Raw genomic sequence first — 19,290 nt, 5'->3', positions numbered from 1 at the left:
CTCGCTTTGACCCGAGAAATGGCTTTCGGCGTGCTTATGCTGCAGCCCAGCGCCCGGGGTTGCGCCGTCGGTCGGGGGGGATGCCAGGCCGCACACAGGCCGCGGATGTGACGGATGTCACGCCTCGCCCGCCTGCACAGTGAGCGCTTGTTCCAGGCTTCGGCGCGAGTGGGTAAAAGCGTTCTGCAACTGCAGTGGGCTGCAGCGCCGCAGACCGCTCAAACCTGCGCATGGTGCGCTCAGTGCGGATGCTTTTGAGCCGGCTCTGAGGTTGAAGGCGTTGTCCCATTGCGGCCAGCGCGCCTGATCGAACGAACGCGTTTTTGCATGTGGCAATTCGAGTTGGATACGCTGCTGGGCTGGCTGGCGTTGCCTGAGTATGGCTTGTCCACGGTGTTCGCTGTGGCCTTGCTGTCGGCCACGTTGCTTCCTCTGGGGTCGGAGCCGGCGGTGTTTGGCCTGGTGCAGCTCAATCCAGCGTTGTTCTGGCCGGCTGTATTGGTGGCTACGCTGGGCAATACCCTGGGGGGCATGCTCAGCTGGTGGATGGGCAGCGCAGCGCAGCGCGCCGTGCAGCGTAAGCGCTCGCTGAATGATGGGGCGGTCAAGCATGTCAGGGCGTTGCGCTGGCTGCAGCGCTTTGGCCCTAAGGCCTGTTTGTTGAGTTTTCTGCCAGTGGTCGGCGATCCCTTGTGTGCGGTGGCCGGCTGGTTGCGCTTGCCGCCAGCGCAGTGTGCGGCGTACATGGCGTTGGGCAAGCTGTTGCGCTATGTGGTGATGACGTGGCTGCTGTTGCAGGCTTCCCAGGCTGGCCAGAGTTGGCTGGGAGGCTGATGACCCGAGCAAAAATCTCTGCAGGGCCAAGCAAGTGCTTGAGGGGTGGGCAATGAAGGGGTGTTTCAAAGCCTTGCCGGCCAGCTCAAGCCGGCTTTTTTCGACTCCGGACTGTGAACCCAAGGTTTTGAACAGGCGCTCGATGGGCGGCAGTCTAGAGGGGGGTGCCCCATCGTCCAATCCCTTGAAGCGGACAGGCCTCGCCTGATTGGGCAATGAAAAAACCGCAGACCCGGTCAGGGACTGCGGTTTTTTGCTTGGTGCTACTGATCCCTGGGGCTTAGGATGCCATGGCCTCTTCGTAGCGGCGCGCCACTTCGGCCCAGTTCACGACGTTGAAAAACGCGCCAATGTAGTCAGGGCGGCGGTTTTGGTACTTCAGGTAATAGGCGTGCTCCCACACATCCAGGCCCAGGATGGGGGTATTGCCAGAGCCAATGCCGGCCATCAACGGGCTGTCTTGGTTGGCGCTGCTTTCCACCAGCAGCTTGCCGCTCTTGTCGCTGGACAGCCAGGCCCAGCCGCTGCCAAAGCGCGTCTGTGCGGCCTTGGTAAAGGCTTCTTTGAAGGCCTCGAAGCCACCCAAATCGCGCTCGATGGCCTGCGCCAGCGCGCCGCTGGGTTGACCGCCGCCGCCTTGTCCGGTCGGAGCCATCACCGTCCAGAACAGGCTGTGGTTGGCATGGCCGCCGCCATTGTTGCGTACGGCAGTGCGAATGCCTTCAGGCAGCTTGTCCAGTTGCTGGATCAGGGCCTCGGCGGCCTGACCGTCAAACTCCGTGCCTTTGACGGCGGTGGCCAGGTTGTTGATGTAGGCCTGATGGTGCTTGGTGTGGTGGATTTCCATGGTTTGCGCATCGATGTGCGGCTCCAGGGCATCGTAGGCGTAGGGCAGGGCAGGCAGTGTGTAGCTCATGTGTCGTCCTTTTGTGGTTGGTTGTGAATGGGCGATGAATTCGGGGCCGATGGCGACCCCGCATCTGCGCCGTAGCCAAGCGAGATGTGGCTGCTGAAGACTGCAGGATTCTAGCGGGACAGAAAAAGCGCGGGCTCCGGTGGGGCTGTTGCCGCAGATGCTGAGGCTCGCGTTTGTTCAGGCAAAGATGGTGACAAGCCCCCCTTCGGGTCAGGCTATGTATGAGTTTGTAGCAATCAAAGCCGTCTGATTGCAGATTTATTCTCGTAGCTGAAAGGAATTCACACATCAAAGACTCGAAAAAGTTCCTTTCTGCCAAGTTTGTTTTTGCAACCAGTTGTGCTTCCAGTAGCATATGCGACTTGCTTGTATCAGGGAGAGTCGGGCGCTGCTGCCCGGCTCAGGAATGGGGCTGCGCAAGTTTGAGTGATGTGTTTTTATTGCATCTTTTTGCAATTGACTGTTGCAGGAGCTCATGTGCAAAGAGCGCAGCAGATGGCGGCCCCATTCATTTTTCACAGTCGAAAGGACTTTCTTTGATGACGAAGATCAACTCACCCAGGCCGGGCAGGCTGTGGCAGTTGAGTGCAACGGCTGCCGCTTTGTGGCTGGCCGTGGCGCTGCCGCAGGCGCATGCCGCGGTCAAGGAGCTGACTGTGGCCGTGGCGGCCGATGGCACCGCCGGCTGGGACCAGTCAGCTCAGGACAGCGTGCCAGGCTATGACTCGGGGCCGAGCAATGGCAGGGTACGCACCAATGATGAAGTGCATTACCAGGTGGCTGTCAGCACCGATCCGCAGCCCGACAGCAACGTCACGATCGTCAGTGCGCTGCCCGCTGGCGGCTTTGCCGAATGGCTGGCCTTGCCCAGCCAATGTACCGGGGCGGGTTCGGCCATCTCTCAGGACAAGCAGACGCTCACGTGTGTGTTGCCCAGCATTGCCGCTTCGACCACGGAGAACGTGATTCTGCGCGCCTTCGTGCGCGGCAGCGTCACCAAAAATGGCGATACCTTGCAGGCGCCAGCCACTACGCTGACCTCGGCGGCGGTGACGGCGCCTTTGCAGCCGGTCAGCAATGCCAATTCCATCGACATTACCGCTGCGCCCTTTTACGACGCGGTGGTGCAGATGAGCTATTCGGGCAACCCAAGGGCCTATGGCTTTTCTGTCAACAACGGCCCGAACAACGAGGATGGCACATTCCATCGTCCTTTGATTGGCTTGCGCGCCGCCCACCCGGCCGGTTGGGGCCGCAAGGGCGTGGAGCGCCTGCAAGGCGACGTGACCATCAATGTGGACATTTCCGGCTATCCCGCAGGCACCCAGCTGGACAATTGGCACGTTGCAGGGGCTGGCGAGCACGGGGGCGCTTCGGGTAGTTTTATCAGCAGCGCCTGTGGCAGCCCTCTGAACGGCTGGCCCAGCCATGAGAACGGCAGTTCCATCAACCTGTATCAAAGGGTGGGGGATACCGGCGCAGCCTATAACGGCACGGAAACCTATGTTGTGCCCAATGGCGGCAGCTGCGCGGTGACGGCGGCGGGCAACCAGCTGGCAGTGACTATCAGCGGGATGGACACCAATCTGCTGCGCCGCCCGACCTTGCTGCGCGGTGGCCTGGACATCAGCAACGATCCGGCTTGGTGGGTCAGCAACAAGGCTTTGGTGCTGTGGACGCCGTTGACTTCTTATACGCCCAGTGTTTCGACTCCGCACAAGATCAAGCTGCTGAACTACCAAGGCGCTTCGGTCAGTGGCCAGCCGATTGCCGGTGTCAGCGCCGTGAGCAACAACGCGGGCAATGACGAAGCCGCTTACGACATGGTGCGTCAGCCTGAGGGCACCATGAGCAAGATCTACACCCCGGACTCCCGCCCAGGCGCGCCTTACGGCACGTTCAAAGACCCTGGCCAGGATGGGGATCACCATGTCAATTACATGGCTGCGGGCCAGGTGGTGGCTTCGCGCCTGAGCATTGTCAACAAAGGTCCCGAGCCCTTGCTGGGGATTTCGGCCTGTGAAGTGATCGACCGCACGGCATTCGATCTCTCCATGGGGGCTGAACTGGTGCCGGGCGCAGACTTTGAAGCGCAGATTCAGGGCGATGCAAGCCTGGTAACACGCATTCGTTACGGCAAGCTCAAAAATGGCAGCCGTTATTTCGCCAGCACCGATTCGTCATCGGGCCCGCTGGACAATGGCGAGCCCGGCGCGTCTGAATACGGTGGTGGTGGCGGTGGTAGTGGCACGTTGCACTATTGCGCTGACAGCAACACCGATATCGAGTGGCACGACAGCCTGGCAGCCGTGGGCGAGGACTTGGTTTATGTGCGCGCCGACATTGAGGCGCTGCCCCCTGGGCAGAGCGCCTATCTGTTTGTGCGCGGCCTGAAGCTGCGCAAAACTTGGGCGGCCGACATCGAAGTCAAGAGCGGTCGCGGGGCGGGCACCACACGCCAGGCCGGCCAGAGCATTGCTGCAGGCAGTCTGATCCGCAACCGTGCCACAGGCCGGGCCGACAACTACGACTTTGAACGATACAACTACCGTGAGCACTTGGAGGTCGTGCCTTCGCTGACCTACTCGCGCGTGACCAAGACCGTCAAGGGCCACACCAATGTCAACGATTTGCCGGTGATTTCCGCTGGCGATCAGGTGCGCTATGTGCTGCAGCCGCGTTTCTCGACGCAAATGCCGCAGGTCGATGCGCCCTATACGGTGACCGACATCCTCCCGCCTGGCCTGAGCTACGTGGTTGGCAGCGCCACGGTGGCTGGCGTTGCGCGTGAGCCTGCGATCCAAACCGACACCCCGGCGGCTGGCTTTACCACGCTGACTTGGGACTTGGGCACGAAAAAGCCGTTCCTGGGGCAAGACAACAGCGACGGCGCCAAGCTCGAAACCATTGAGTTTGCCGCCCAGGTGGCAGTCACTGCCGCTGCCAACAGCACCTTGCGCAATTACGCCGCCGTCAGCGGCGGGGCCAATGACGACAAGGCCGATTGCAGCTTCAGCGCCGTGGCGCCGATCGGCTATGGCAACTGCCTCAAGGCCGCGCATACCGATATCCTGGTGCAAGTGCCTGCTCGGGTCAGCTTGAGCAAGACCTTGGCCAGCGGCGCTGGCTCCATCCAACCGGGTCAGAACTTCCAGTACCGCATCGCCTACAGCTCTGACCTGCCAGTGGCGGCGGCAGACGTGCCCGATCTGATCGACATCCTGCCCTATGTGGGTGACGACCAGAGCGACCCTGCCCGCAGCTTCACGGGCCGCAGCCCGGCCACGGTGATGCAAGCTGGCGCCTACCGCCTGACCCAAGTGGATGTGGCGCATGGCGAGGCGGTGTACTACACCAACCGCGCGCCTGGCGAAATTCACAACAATCCGCGCGATCCCAGCAATGCCATTCCAGGCGGGGCCACCAAATGGTGCCTGAGCACCGAGTTCGGCACTGCGGGCTGCCCGGCAGACATCGGCGCGGCCACCGCCGTGCGGATCAATCCGCCTGCGGGCATGACCATGACCGCAGGTCAGCAGTATCCGGTGATGCTGCACTTTGCGACCAATCCGGCCATCGCCCAGCAAAATGACATCTACAACAACAGCGTTGGCGCACTCTCGCCAGATGCTTCGGCCAGCGGCCTGCAGTTCATCTATGCATTGGCCAATGAAAGCGTGCGCATTCAGGGCGGCGTCAACAGCCTGACGGGCAAGGTGTACGTCGATCGCAACGACAACGGCCAGGTAGAGGTGGGTGACGACGGCATCCCGAACAACAAGCTGGTGCTGTATGCCTGCACGGTCGGCCCCAATGGCACGGTGGATACCACCGATATGGGCACGACCCTGCCGCCCGTTTGTGCGGGCGACGACATTCTGGTGACCTACCCGGAAACCCTGACCAACGGCAATGGCGAGTACCAGTTCACCGGCTTGCAAAACGGCCTGTACAAAGTGGTGCAGCCCGATCAACCGGCTGGTTACTACGATGGCAAAACGACCCCTGGCACTGGCCCTGCCGCGGCGGGTGTTGCCACCGTCCAAGGCATGACCCCCAGCGCCATTACAGGCATCCTGCTTGATGGCGGCGTGGACGCTGTGAACTACAACTTCGGCGAGCTGCTGCCCACGATCGAGGCGCATGGCGACGACCTGGGTCGCTACAACGCGGCCACAGGGGGCGTAACGCCTTCCGTGCTGGGCAACAATGGCAGCGGCGCGGACAAAGCCGATGGCGCAGATGCCACGCTGGCGAACGTGACGCTGACACAGTTGCTTGCGTCGAACCCGGGCGTAGCGCTGAACCCTGCCACGGGCCAGATTGAAGTGATTGCGGGTGCGCCCGTGGGGGCTGCCACGGTGGAGTACGAAATCTGCCTGGTGAGCCACCCGACAGTCTGCGCGAAGGCGACGGAGACGGTGCACGTGGTGTCGATCGACGCTGTTGATGACAACATGGGCGAGCACAATTTCAGTGCAAGCAACCCGATCACCACGCCTTCCGTGCTGGCCGACAACAGCGGCAATGGCGGCGACAAGGCCAACGATCAGCCGGCAGTGATCGGCACGAACGTGACGCTGACGCCGGGCACGCCGTCGAACGCTGCGCTGACGATGGACGCTGCCACTGGCGTGATCACAGTGGCTGCAGGTACTGCGCCTGGTACGTACACCTACCCCTACACGATCTGCCTGCACCCTGCGACGAACCCTGCAACTTGCGACACTGCGACCGCGACGGTGGTGGTCAAAGGCGTGATTGCAGCAGTGGACGACAATATGGGTGAGCACAACTACAGTGCGACGAACCCGATCGTGACGCCGTCGGTGGTTGCTGATAATGGTTCGGGCGTGGATACGGCCAACGGCCAGCCGGCAGTGATCGGCACGAACGTGACGCTGACGCCGGGCACGCCGTCGAACCCCGCGCTGACGATGAATGCCACCACTGGCGTGATTACAGTGGCTGCGGGTACTTCTCCTGGTACGTACACCTACCCCTACACGATTTGTCTGCATCCTGCGACCAATCCTGCGATCTGTGCCACTGCGACCGCGACGGTGGTGGTCAAAGATGCTGCGGAGGTGAGCCTGACGAAGGAGGTGGACAAGGCCGATGCGTCTGTGGGCGACGAAGTGACGTTCACGATCACGGTGATCAACAATGGCCCCTCGGCGGCGCAAGCGGTGTCGGTGAGCGAGCAGTTGCCAAGTGGTTACACACTGGTGAGCGCCACGCCGAGCGTGGGCGCGTGGAATGCGCCGACGTGGACGGTGGGCAACCTGGCGGAAGCTGCCGTCGAAACGCTGACGGTGAAGGCGACGGTGAACGCCACGGGCGACTATGCGAACACCGCAACGGTGAGCAGCACGACGACCCCGGGCGATGACCCGAGCAACAACAGCGATACGGCCACGGTGACCCCGAAAGCTAAGGCGGATGTGCGTCTGAGCAAGACAGTGGACAAGGCCGATGCATCTGTGGGCGACGAAGTGACGTTCACGATCACGGTGACCAACGACGGCCCGTCGACTGCGCAAGCGGTGACGGTGAACGAGCAGTTGCCGAGCGGCTACACGCTGGTGAGCGCCACGCCTGGCGTGGGCAACTACACCGCCCCGACGTGGACGGTGGGCGACTTGGCCAATGCTGCGAGCGCGACGCTGACGGTGAAGGCGACGGTGAACGCCACGGGCGACTATGCGAACACCGCAACGGTGAGCAGCACGACGACCCCGGGCGATGACCCGAGCAACAACAGCGGCACGGCGACGGTGACGGCCAAGGCAACGGTAAAGGCCGTGGACGACGACATGGGCACGATCCCCAGCACGGGCGGCAAGACGCCGTCGGTGGTGGCCGACAACAACGGCAATGGCGGCGACAAGGCCAATGGCCAACCGGCAGTGATCGGCACGAACGTGACGCTCAAGCCGGGCACGCTGCCCAATCCGCCGGCCACGGGCGGTCTGGAAATGAATCCGGACGGCACCATCACGGTCAAGGCGGGCACGCCTGCGGGCACGTACGAATACCCGTACGAAATCTGCCTGCTGGCCCCGAACGACACGGTGTGCAGCCCTGCGAAAGCCACGGTGAAGGTCAACCCGACCGTCCAGGCCGTGGACGACGACATGGGCACGATCCCCAGCACGGGCGGCAAGACGCCGTCGGTGGTGGCCGACAACAACGGCAATGGCGGCGACAAGGCCAATGGCCTGCCGGCAGTGATCGGCACGAACGTGACGCTCAAGCCGGGCGCGCTGCCCAATCCGCCGGCCACGGGCGGTCTGGAAATGAATCCGGACGGCACCATCACGGTCAAGCCGGGCACGCCTGTGGGCACGTACGAATACCCGTACGAAATCTGCCTGCTGCCAGCGACCACGCCTGCGACCTGCTCGAATGCAGTCGCCACGGTGAAGGTCAACGATGTGAACGTGGACTTGCAGGTGATCAAGTCGGTGGACAAGCTCGCGCCGAACGTGGGCGAGACCGTGCGCTTCACGCTGGAGGTGAAGAACCTGGGGCCAGTCGATGCGACGGGCGTCAAGGTGGAGGACCGGCTGCCCTCTGGCTATGAGTTCGTGGCGGCGCAGAGCCCAGCCTACGATGCAGCAACGGGCGTGTGGACGCTGGGCAATCTGGCCAACGGCGCCAGCGCCTCGCTGTGGATTGATGCCAAGGTCAAGCCTGCGGGCGAGTACCGCAACACGGCCACGGTGGACAGTGACCAGAGCGACGTGGTGCAGAGCAACAACAGCTCAAGCGTGCAGCCTGCGCCAGTGGGCGCGCCCAGCGCCAGCCCGGTGCCGGTGCCTGCCAATGCGCCATGGGCCTTGCTGCTGATGGTGTTGGCGGTGCTGATGATGGCGCGTCAGGGGCGGTTGGGTCGCCGCTGATCGGCGCCAGTGACTAAAAAAGGCCTTGAAGGAGTTGTTTGCCTTCAAGGCCTTTTTTCCGTCAGGACTGTCATCGCCACTATCGCGGCAAATGAGAGCAAGGTATGGGAATTTTCAATTGGCTGCTGGGCAAGGGCGCTTCAGCGCGGGCGGTGGCGAAAAAGCATGCGGCCATCGACGAGGGGCTGTGGCGCCAGCAGCTGGCGGCGTTGCCGTTTTTGCATGGGCTGGACGGGCAGGAGCTGCAGCGCCTGCGCCAGCATTGCGCCTGGTTTCTGGCCAGCAAGAGGTTCGACGGCGTGCAGGGCCTGCAGGTCACGGACGCCATGGCGCTGGGCATTGCTTTACAGGCCTGCCTGCCGATCCTGAATCTGGGCACACAGTGGTATGAGGGCTGGACGGGTATCGTCGTCTACCCAGGCGCGTTCGTGACGCGGCATGCGCAAGTCGATGCCGCTGGCGTGGTGCATGCCATGGACGAGCCCAGCTATGGCGAGGCCTGGGAGGGCGGGCCGCTGGTGCTGGCCTGGGAGCAGGCCCGGCCCGGCCAGCAGGAGTCGCCTGGCCAGCTCGGCCAGCGCATGAACGTGGTCATCCATGAGTTCGCGCACAAGCTGGACATGGCCCATGGCGCGGCCGATGGCATGCCGCATCTGGGAGGTACAGGGATTGACCCGGCGCACTGGCAGGCGCAGCTGATGGGCGGCTGGCGGCGCCTGGGCCGGGCGCTGGACATGTTGGATGCGGCCATGCCCCCGGATGTGGACCCCGATTCGCCCCAGGGGCAGGCGCTCTACGACGGCCTGCCGCTGGACCCTTATGCGGCCACCGATCCGGCGGAGTTCTTCGCCGTCAGCTCCGAGAGTTTTTTCACCGAGCCGCAGCGGCTGCAGCAATGGCAGCCAGCGTGGTATGCGCTGCTGCGCGCGTTCTATCGGCAGGATCCGCTGGCCCGCCTGGGCGGGCGGCGGTAGAGCCTGCGCGACTGATCTGCGGGGCTCTAAAGCTCGCCCCAGCGGGTGTGCAGGGTAACGAGCGGGTAAGGATTGTCGGGCCCCAGGCCACCCATCAGCAGCGCGCTGGCAATCAGGTACAGCAATACGGCGCGCTGCTCGGCCAGAGCGTGCGCCAGGCGCGTGCGCAGCGGCGCATCGCACAGGCACAGCAGCATGACGGCCAGGTACAGATTGCAAATGGCCCAGGCCCACCAGCGGTAGAAGTCGATCGAGACGGCATACAGCAGGCAGGGCGCCAGGCAGGCCAACAGCCATGCGCGCCAGAGGATGGGGCGCGCCGGCGCTGGCGCAGCAGCTGAAACCGAGGCCGAGGCCGAGGCAGGTATGGGCGCGGCAGCAGGCTGCCGCCCGGCCTGCCACAGCAGCCAGGCATGGGGCAGCAGACACAGCAGCAACAGCTCCAGGTGGTAGTAGAGCTGGCGCACATCGCCCAGGCGCTGCAGGCTGAGCTGCACGTTGTGCCGCAGGCCGCCCTGGTAGGGCACGGCGTAGGACTCGGCCACCAGCCAGCCGCCAGCGCGGGCCTGCTGGCGGGCGAAATCCTCGGCAAAGTCCAGTGGCTCGCGCGCGCCCAGCGCGGCAATCAGCACGGCGGCCAGCGCGCTCAGGGCGGCGCAGGCCAGAATCCAGCCACGCGCGATCGGGCCCTGGCGGTAATGCCACCAGGTCAGCAGCAGCGGGATGAACAGCAGCAGCGCCGCCTCATGCACCAGCAGCGCCAGCAGATTCAGCGGCAGCACCAGGGCCAAGGCCAGCGCCGGGCGCTGCACGGTGGCCAGCAGCGCCATGCCTGCCAGCGCCAGCGCCAGCAACAGGTGGTCGAGTCGGCCCGCGTCGATCAGCCAGTGCTGCCAGGTGGCCGAGCTGCTGGCAAACACCAGCGCCAGCCAGGCCATGCCGCTGTGGCGCCCGCTGCGCTGGTACAGCCGCCACAGCAGCAGGCTGGCGCCCAGCCAGAAGGCGGCGCTTAGGCCCAGGCTGATGTGGCGCAGCGTGGCGTGCGTGGGTGCAAGCCCGGACAGCCGCAGCAGCTCACCGGCCAGGCCGCGCTTGACGAAGCCTTGCGTGTAATCGAAATACCAGGCGGTGTGGGCATAGACGGGCTCCCACCAGGGCAGCGAGCGCGCCAGCGCCAGGGTCGAGATCAACAGGTACAGCAGCACCCAGCCGGCGCTGCGCCAGCGGCCCGCGCTGGCGCTGGGCGGCGCGGGGGGCTCGGATGCGCTGCGGCCAGGCACGGGCGCGGTGCTCCAGGCAGGCGGTGGGCGGAGGCGGCCGCGTTCAGGCGAAGCGGCGCACTTCGCCAGCGCCGAACAGGTTGCTGATGGCGCGGGCCGAGAGCGTGGGGTGCTGGGCATCCTGGCCGACGGTCTCGCTGTAGTGCCAGGTCATGGCGCATTTGTTGCCCGCAGCGGGCGAGACCTGCACCTGCGGCGCCTGGCCGGGCTGGCCGGGCTGCAGTTGCACGGCCGAGGTGATGAACACGTACTTGAGGTCGTCCTCCAGGCTGGCCAGCAGTTCGTAGTCCTCGGGCTGGGCGCTGATGGTGATGGCCGCTTGCAGCGATGCGCCGAGCTGGCCGCTGGCGCGCACGGTTTCGATCTCCTTGTTGGCCACGTCGCGGATGGCGCGGATGCGGCCCCACTTGGCGAGCAACTGGTCGGCGCTGGCGGTGACGGGGATGTCGTAGAAAGTCTCGATGAAGATGCTCTCGCTCTGGCCGGGGGCGAAGATGGGCCAGGCCTCCTCGGCGGTGAAGGAGAGGAAGGGCGCCATCCAGCGCAGCATGGCGTGGGTGATGTGCCACAGCGCGGTTTGCGCGCTGCGCCGCGCCAGGCTTTTCTCCTGGGTGACGTAGAGCCGATCCTTGAGCACGTCCAGATAAAACGCGCCCAGCTCCTCGGAGCAATAGACCTGCAATTTCGCCACCACGGGGTGAAATTCATAGACGTGGTAGTGCGCCAGGATCTCGCGCTGCAAGGCGGCGGCGCGCGCCAGGGCGTATTGGTCGATCTCCAGCATTTGCTCCAGCGGCACGGCGTCGCGCGAGGGGTCGAAATCGCTGGTGTTGGCGAGCAAAAAGCGCAGCGTGTTGCGGATGCGGCGGTAGGCATCGACGACGCGGGCGAGGATTTTCTCGTCGATGGCCAAATCGCCCGAGTAGTCGGTCGAGGCCACCCACAGGCGGATGATCTCCGCGCCCAGCTTGTTGCTGACCTGCTGCGGCGCGACGGTGTTGCCCAGGGATTTGCTCATCTTCTTGCCCTGGCCATCGACGGTGAAGCCGTGCGTGAGCAGGCCCTTGTAGGGCGCGCGGCCATTGAGCGCCGAGGACAGCAGCAGCGAGGAGTGGAACCAGCCGCGATGCTGGTCGTGCCCTTCCAGGTACAAATCGGCCTCTTGACCGCTGTGGTGGCCCACGGCGGCGTGCGTGCCGTGCAGCACGTGCGAGAAGGTGGAGCCGGAGTCGAACCACACATCCAGCACGTCGTTGAGCTTGTTGTAATGCGGCGCGTCCTCGGGGCCGAGGATGTCCTCGGCGCTGGCGCGGCTCCAGGCCTCGATGCCGCCTTGCTCGACGATGGCAATGGCCTGGTCGAAGATTTCCATGGTGCGCGGGTGCAGCTCTTCGGTCTCCTTGTGCAGGAAGAAGGGCAGCGGCACGCCCCAGTTGCGCTGGCGCGAGATGCCCCAATCGGGCCGGTTGGCGATCATGTCGTGCAATCGCGCCTTGCCGTTGGCGGGGTAAAAGCTGGTTTGCTCGATGGCGGCCAGCGCCGTCTGGCGCAGCGTCATGGGCGGCTGCTCCTGGGCAAACAGGCCCTGGCCTTCGTCCATGCGCACAAACCATTGCGCCGTGGCGCGGTAGATCACCGGCGATTTGTGGCGCCAGCAATGCGGGTAGCTGTGCGTGATGGGCTGCGTGGCCAGCAGGCGCCCGGCGAGCTTGAGCGCATCGAGGATGACGGGCACGGCCTTCCAGATGTGCAGGCCGCCAAAGAGCGGGAAGTCCTGCGCGTACACGCCGCCCGCCTGCACGGGGGTGAGGATTTCGTTGTGCTTGAGGCCGTAGCCCAGGCAGGAATAAAAGTCGTCCACGCCATAGGCGGGCGCGGAGTGCACGATGCCGGTGCCGTCCTCGGCGGTGGCGTAGTCGGCCAGGATCACGGGCGAGAGGCGGCGGTAGCCCGCATCGGCGTCGTAGAGCGGGTGCTCGAAGGGCAGATCGGCCAGGGCCTTGCCTTGCGCGGTGGCGATAACTTCGCCCGTCAGGCCAAAGCGCTCCATGCATTTCTCTACCAGCACGCGCGCCAGGATCAGATAGCCCCGGGCGGTATCGACCAGCGCGTACTCGATCTCGGGGTTGAGGTTGAGCGCCTGGTTGGCCGGGATCGTCCAGGCCGTGGTGGTCCAGATCACGGCAAACGCATCCTTGGCCGCATCGGGCAGGGCCGGCAGGCCAAAGGCTGCGGCCAGGCGGGCGCGGTCGTGGGCCTTGAAGGCCACGTCCAGCGTGTCCGATTTCTTGTCGGCGTATTCGATCTCGAACTCGGCCAGCGAGGATTGGCAATCAAAGCACCAGTACACGGGCTTGAGGCCGCGGTAGAGAAAGCCGCGCTCCATCACCTTTTTCAGCACGCGCAGCTCGCCCGCCTCGTTGGCGTAGTTCATGGTTTTGTAGGGCTGCTCCCAATCGCCCAGCACGCCCAGGCGCTTGAAATCGGCCATTTGCTGGGCGATTTGCTCCTGGGCAAAAGCGCGCGCCTTGGCCTGCATGTCGTCGCGGCTGAGGTTGCGCCCGTGCAGCTTTTCAATCGCGTTCTCGATCGGCAGGCCGTGGCAATCCCAGCCGGGCACGTAGGCCGCATCAAAGCCTTCGAGCTGGCGCGACTTGACGATCATGTCCTTGAGGATTTTGTTGACCGCGTGGCCGATGTGGATCTGCCCGTTGGCATACGGCGGCCCGTCGTGCAGCACGAACAGCGGCCGCCCCTTGCGCGCCGCGCGCAGCTTCTGGTAGAGGCCGCCTTCCTCCCACTGCTGCACCCATTGCGGCTCACGCTTGGGCAAATCGCCGCGCATGGGGAAGGGGGTATCGGGCAGGTTGAGCTTGCTGCGGTAATCGGTGGGGGCGGAGTGGTCGGAAGACATGGCGTGAGCGGAACGTGATCTCGGGCCGGGCAGGGCGAGCCCAGGCGGCGCGGCGCGTTCAGGCTCTGAACAGGCCAGCCATGGCGGCGTCCGCCAATGCAGCAAGCCCGCGCTGCGCGCGCAAAAAGGCCCGATTCTACCTGCCGACACCCCTGTGCCGGGATCGCTGGCGGGCCAGGATTGTCAATGGGCTGCAGGCGTCAAGGCCAGGGGCGTCAAGGTCACGGGTCGTGCGTCACTCATCCGTTGGCTCCGGCTCGCCCCTGTCCTTGCCCAGCTGCAGCCCGGCGGCGTACAGCAGCTTGCGCGATGCGCCCGTGAAGTGGGCCGCAGCGCGCGCGGCGCTTTTGAGGGGGATGTCTTCCGCCAGCAGCAGCTGCAGCAGGCGCAGGGCCTCGGGCGGCGGGCCTTCCGGGGCGGCGGCCTGTGCCGGCGCGGCGTCCGGGTGCACGATCACGACGAACTCGCCGCGCTGTCGCATGGGCTCGGCCGCCAGCCAGGCGCTGGCTTTTGCAGCCGGCAGCGTGTGCAAGTGCTCGAACTGTTTGGTCAGCTCGCGCGCCAGGGTGATGCGGCGCGCGCCCAGCGCGGCCAATGCCTGGGCCAGATCGGCAATGCGGTGTGGCGCTTCCAGCAGCACCACGGCGCGCGCTTGCTGCTGCACTTCGCGCAGCGCGGCCTGCCGCGCCTGCCCCTTGGCGGGCAGAAAGCCCATGAAGACATAGCCGCCCGGCGCATCGGGCGGCTGCGCGAGCGCCGTGGCGCTGAGCGCCGCCGTGACGCTGCTGGCCCCGGGGATGGGCAGCACGGCAAAGCCCGCTTGCTGCACCGCCTGCACCACCAGCGCGCCGGGGTCGCTGATGGCGGGCGTGCCCGCATCGCTGACCAGGGCCACGCGCTGGCCCTGGGCCAGGCGCTGCACGATGGCGTCGCCGGCGCTGCGCTCGTTGTGCTGGTGCGCCGCCAGCAGTGCGGCGGCGGGCTTGTCGATACCGTAGGCGTTGAGCAGCTGGCGGGTGTGGCGCGTGTCCTCGCAGGCGATGGTGTCGGCCAGCTGCAGCACATGCAGCGCGCGCAGGCTGATGTCGGCCAGGTTGCCAATCGGCGTGGCCACCACATACAGTGCAGCCTTCGGGTAATGCTGTGCGGCGGCGGCCTGTTGCGCGGCCTGCAGGGCCAGGGAGAAAAAAGAAGTCATGCGGTTTCTCAAGACGATTGCCGGCCGGCTGGGGCAGGGGCGCAGTGCGCCAGGCGAGGCGCAAGCGGGCATTGTCGCACCGCTGCGACAGCGCATCGGCCAGGCCGGCGAGGCGCGCGCGCTGGCGCATCTGCAGGCCCAGGGCCTGCAGCTGGTGCAGCGCAATTGGCGCGCGCCCGGGCGCGGCGGTGGCGAGATCGACCTCATCGTGCGCGAGCGCGATGGCACCCTGGTGTTCGTCGAAGTGCGCGTGCGCGGCGGTCAGGGCCATGGCGGCGCCGCGGCCAGCATCGACGCGCGCAAGCGCCGGCGCATTGTGGCCGCAGCGCGGCAGTACCTGGCCCAGCACGCGGGCGCGAACTGGCCCGGTTGCCGCTTCGACGTGATGCTGGTCGATGGCCAGGGCCCACAGGCCCAGCTGCAATGGCTGCAAGGCGCTTTCGAGGCCGATGAGGGCGGGTGAGGGCGGGTGAGGGCGGGGGGCGAGGCCGCGAGGACTCGTCCAAGTCTCTTATGCAGCCCGCAGTGCCCGCGCAATAGCGGCCCGTCCTGTTGCCCGAGTGCCCCATGCACAAGGTCCGGCAGAAGGGGGCGGGCTTGCCTGATCGTCATTGCCATGTGATAATGGCCGGCTTTTCGCCTTGCGCGCTTACGTTTTTTGCGCGCGGGCGGGAGGCTACGCCCAGGCCCAGGCCTGGGTTCACGTTTTGCAATCACGTTGAGGAACTCGATTCAATGCCAACGATCAACCAGCTTGTCCGTCGCGGGCGCACGGTGGAGACTGTCAAGTCCAAGAGCCCTGCGATGGAAGAGTGCCCACAGCGCCGCGGCGTTTGCACTCGCGTCTATACCACCACTCCCAAGAAGCCGAACTCCGCTTTGCGCAAGGTTGCCAAGGTGCGCCTGACCAACGGCTTCGAAGTCATTTCCTACATCGGCGGTGAAGGCCACAACCTGCAGGAGCACAGCGTGGTGCTGGTGCGCGGCGGTCGTGTCAAGGACTTGCCCGGTGTGCGCTACCACATCGTGCGTGGCTCGCTCGACCTGCAAGGCGTGAAGGATCGCAAGCAGGCGCGCTCCAAGTACGGCGCCAAGCGTCCGAAGAAGGCCTGATGGCCGCCTGTGATGCCGGCTTTTCTGCGGTGCCCGCTTTCGTTTTTTGCCGGCCTGGCCGGTGTCCTGGTTTTACGGTGCCTGTTTCCGCTTGACGGGCGGCAGGCGTAGTGGCCCCTTTGGGTGGGTTTGTGCCCTGGCCCGGGGTCGAGTAAGTGCAGCGCCCTTTGGTGTTGCATGGCGCGCCAGCGCCAACTGAAGCAATTTTTGAGGTGAAAAATGCCACGTCGTCGCGAAGTTCCCAAACGTGAAATCCTGCCGGATCCCAAGTTCGGCAATGTCGAGCTGTCCAAATTCATGAACGTGATCATGGAGGGCGGCAAAAAGGCGGTGGCCGAGCGCATCATCTACGGTGCGCTGGACATCATCGGTGAGAAGCAAAAGGACAAGGATCCGCTGGAGGTCTTCACCACCGCGATCAACAACGTCAAGCCGATGGTTGAGGTCAAGTCCCGCCGCGTCGGTGGCGCCAACTACCAGGTGCCCGTGGAAGTGCGTCCGGTGCGCCGCCTGGCCCTGTCCATGCGCTGGATCAAGGATGCGGCCCGCAAACGCAGCGAAAAGTCCATGGCCCAGCGCCTGGCCAATGAGCTGATCGAGGCCACCGAAGGCCGCGGCGGCGCCATGCGCAAGCGCGATGAAGTGCACCGCATGGCCGAAGCCAACAAGGCCTTCAGCCACTTCCGTTTCTGATGGTTTGATTGATTTTTTGCGGCTTCAAGCCCGACCTGTACCGTGCAGCACAGGGCGGGCTTTGGCCGTTTATGGAGTATTTGACAAATGGCTCGCAAAACCCCCATTGAGCGCTACCGCAACATTGGCATCTCGGCGCACATCGATGCCGGCAAGACCACCACGTCCGAGCGCATCCTGTTCTACACCGGCGTGACCCACAAGCTGGGCGAAGTGCACGACGGCGCTGCCACCACCGACTGGATGGAGCAGGAGCAAGAGCGCGGCATCACCATCACTTCCTCGGCCGTGACGGCTTTCTGGAAGGGCATGGACATGAGCCGCCCCGAGCACCGCATCAACATCATCGACACCCCGGGCCACGTGGACTTCACCATCGAGGTGGAGCGCTCCATGCGCGTGCTTGACGGCGCCTGCATGGTGTACTGCGCCGTCGGCGGCGTGCAGCCCCAGTCCGAGACCGTCTGGCGCCAGGCCAACAAGCACAAGGTGCCGCGTCTGGCCTTCGTCAACAAGATGGACCGCACCGGCGCCAACTTCTTCAAGGTCGTCGAGCAGATGAAGCTGCGCCTGAAGGCCAACCCCGTGCCGGTGGTGATCCCCATCGGCGCCGAGGACAGCTTCAAGGGCGTGGTCGACCTGATCAAGATGAAGGGCATCCTCTGGGATGAGGCCTCGCAGGGCATGAAGTTCGAATACGTGGACATCCCTGCCGATCTGGTCGATACCGCCAAGGAATGGCGCGAGAAAATGGTCGAGGCCGCGGCCGAGTCCTCCGAGGAGCTGATGAACAAGTACCTCGAGGAAGGCGATCTGTCCGAGCAGGAAATCATCGCCGGCCTGCGTCAGCGCACCATCGCCACCGAGATCCAGCCCATGCTGTGCGGCTCGGCGTTCAAGAACAAGGGCGTGCAGCGCATGCTGGACGCGGTGCTGGACTTCCTGCCCTCGCCGGTGGACATCCCCGACGTGGCGGGCACCGACCCGGACGACGAGGAAAAGCCGCTGACCCGCAAGGCCGACGACAACGAGAAGTTCTCTGCGCTGGCGTTCAAGCTGATGACCGACCCCTTCGTGGGCCAGCTGACCTTTGTGCGCGTGTACTCGGGCGTGCTCTCCAAGGGCGATACCGTGCTCAACGCCACCAAGGGCAAGAAAGAGCGCATCGGCCGCATCGTGCAGATGCGCGCCAATGAGCGTCAGGAGATCGACGAGATCCGCGCCGGCGACATTGCCGCCTGCGTGGGCCTGAAGGACGTGACCACCGGCGAGACGCTGTGCGACATGGAGTCGCCCATCGTGCTGGAAAAAATGGTCTTCCCTGAGCCGGTGATTGCCCAGGCCGTGGAGCCCAAGTCCAAGTCCGACCAGGAGAAGATGGGCATTGCCCTGTCGCGCCTGGCCTCGGAAGACCCGTCGTTCCGCGTGCGCACCGACGAAGAATCGGGCCAGACCATCATCGCCGGCATGGGCGAGCTGCACCTGGACATCATCATCGACCGCCTCAAGCGCGAGTTCGGTGTCGAGGCCAACGTGGGCAAGCCGCAGGTGGCCTATCGTGAAACCGTGCGCAAGTCGGTGGCCGATGTCGAAGGCAAGTTCGTGCGCCAGTCCGGTGGTAAGGGCCAGTACGGCCACGTGGTGTTCACGCTCGAACCCATGGAGCCGGGCAAGGGCTTCGAGTTCGTCGACGAGATCAAGGGCGGCGTGGTGCCGCGCGAATACATCCCCGCTGTGCAAAAGGGCGTGGAAGAAGCGCTCACCAGCGGCGTGCTGGCCGGCTACCCCGTGGTGGACGTGCGCGTGCGCCTGACCTTCGGCTCCTACCACGATGTGGACTCGTCCGAGCAGGCCTTCAAGATGGCTGCCATCTTCGGCTTCAAGGAAGCGGCCCGCAAGGCCAACCCCGTGATCCTGGAGCCCATGATGGCTGTGGAAGTGGAGACCCCGGACGACTACGCCGGTACCGTGATGGGCGATCTCTCCAGCCGCCGCGGCATGGTGCAGGGCATGGAAGCCATGGTTGGCGGCGGCCAGGCCATCAAGGCCGAGGTGCCGCTGTCGGAGATGTTCGGCTACGCCACGCAACTGCGTTCGATGACGCAGGGGCGCGCCACCTACACCATGGAATTCAAGCACTACGCCGAAGCGCCCAAGAACGTGGCCGACGCCATCGTTGCCGCCCGCGCAAAGTAAGCTGCTTGCGTCTTTCCTGATCCGCAAGGGTCGGTCTGCGATGCCGCGCTCCTGTTTCGCCCGTGGGCAGGGATTCAGCAGCGGCATGCAGACCTAAAACCGCAATCACGGGCGTGTTCTTTTCTCTCAAGGAAATTTCAAAATGGCAAAAGGTAAGTTTGAGCGCACCAAGCCCCACGTGAACGTGGGCACGATTGGTCACGTGGACCATGGCAAGACGACGCTGACCGCAGCGATCGCCACCGTGCTGTCCAAGAAGTTCGGCGG

12 protein-coding genes are annotated in these 19,290 nt (G+C 64.8%); 8 read left to right on the top strand and 4 right to left on the bottom strand.

Annotated elements, in window-relative coordinates; translation table 11 throughout:
* The first annotated feature begins 327 nt into the window (after positions 1-327).
* Positions 328-834, top strand: coding sequence for a YqaA family protein (locus CK625_RS10510; RefSeq protein WP_095540281.1), 507 nt, complete (start codon positions 328-330; stop codon positions 832-834).
* A gap of 280 nt (positions 835-1,114) precedes the next feature.
* On the opposite strand, the gene CK625_RS10505 is transcribed toward CK625_RS10510, so the two are convergent.
* The gene (locus tag CK625_RS10505) at positions 1,115-1,750 is read right to left on the bottom strand and encodes a superoxide dismutase (protein ID WP_095540280.1); all 636 of its coding nucleotides are present in this window, start codon (positions 1,748-1,750) and stop codon (positions 1,115-1,117) included.
* A 539-nt stretch (positions 1,751-2,289) separates the two neighbouring features.
* Here CK625_RS10505 and CK625_RS10500 point away from each other — a divergent pair.
* Both CK625_RS10500 and CK625_RS10495 read left to right on the top strand, forming a co-directional pair.
* Positions 2,290-8,655, top strand: a complete 6,366-nt coding sequence (locus CK625_RS10500) for a DUF11 domain-containing protein (RefSeq protein WP_095540279.1) — start codon at positions 2,290-2,292, stop codon at positions 8,653-8,655.
* A 110-nt stretch (positions 8,656-8,765) separates the two neighbouring features.
* A complete protein-coding gene (locus CK625_RS10495; protein ID WP_095540333.1) occupies positions 8,766-9,629 on the top strand; it encodes a zinc-dependent peptidase in 864 nt (287 codons plus the stop codon).
* Positions 9,630-9,655: 26 nt separating this feature from the next.
* Here CK625_RS10495 and CK625_RS13745 read toward each other — a convergent pair whose 3' ends face one another.
* The 3 genes from CK625_RS13745 to rsmI all read right to left on the bottom strand — a co-directional run bounded on the left by CK625_RS13745 (position 9,656) and on the right by rsmI (position 15,021).
* Entirely contained in the window at positions 9,656-10,909 is a 1,254-nt protein-coding gene (locus CK625_RS13745) for a hypothetical protein (protein WP_143326258.1), read from the bottom strand.
* Between the two features lie 43 nt (positions 10,910-10,952).
* On the bottom strand, positions 10,953-13,823 hold the full coding sequence (gene ileS / locus CK625_RS10485) for an isoleucine--tRNA ligase (protein WP_095540278.1): 2,871 nt from the start codon (positions 13,821-13,823) through the stop codon (positions 10,953-10,955).
* Between the two features lie 235 nt (positions 13,824-14,058).
* Positions 14,059-15,021 carry a 16S rRNA (cytidine(1402)-2'-O)-methyltransferase gene (gene rsmI / locus CK625_RS10480; protein ID WP_095540277.1) on the bottom strand — a complete coding sequence of 321 codons (963 nt, stop codon included), beginning with the start codon at positions 15,019-15,021 and terminating at the stop codon, positions 14,059-14,061.
* On the opposite strand from rsmI, the gene CK625_RS10475 reads away from it, so the two are divergent.
* From CK625_RS10475 to CK625_RS10455, 5 genes are all read left to right on the top strand, one after another.
* On the top strand, positions 15,020-15,484 hold the full coding sequence (locus CK625_RS10475; RefSeq protein WP_095540276.1) for a YraN family protein: 465 nt from the start codon (positions 15,020-15,022) through the stop codon (positions 15,482-15,484). The genes rsmI and CK625_RS10475 overlap by 2 nt on opposite strands.
* A gap of 272 nt (positions 15,485-15,756) precedes the next feature.
* The gene (gene rpsL, locus CK625_RS10470; protein WP_095540275.1) at positions 15,757-16,134 is read left to right on the top strand and encodes a 30S ribosomal protein S12; all 378 of its coding nucleotides are present in this window, start codon (positions 15,757-15,759) and stop codon (positions 16,132-16,134) included.
* A 219-nt stretch (positions 16,135-16,353) separates the two neighbouring features.
* Complete coding sequence (rpsG, locus tag CK625_RS10465; protein ID WP_095540274.1) at positions 16,354-16,827, top strand: 30S ribosomal protein S7; 474 nt, start codon at positions 16,354-16,356, stop codon at positions 16,825-16,827.
* 87 nt (positions 16,828-16,914) lie between these two features.
* Positions 16,915-19,023, top strand: a complete 2,109-nt coding sequence (gene fusA, locus CK625_RS10460) for an elongation factor G (protein WP_095540273.1) — start codon at positions 16,915-16,917, stop codon at positions 19,021-19,023.
* Between the two features lie 142 nt (positions 19,024-19,165).
* A partial coding sequence (locus CK625_RS10455) for a GTP-binding protein (protein WP_229427325.1) occupies positions 19,166-19,290 on the top strand: 125 nt, incomplete at its 3' end.

The sequence above is a fragment of the Vandammella animalimorsus genome (assembly GCF_002285265.1).
Taxonomy (GTDB): Bacteria; Pseudomonadota; Gammaproteobacteria; order Burkholderiales; family Burkholderiaceae_C; genus Lampropedia.
The sequence above is the reverse complement of the archived record's forward strand: the minus strand, read 5'-3'. Positions and strand labels throughout refer to the sequence as shown.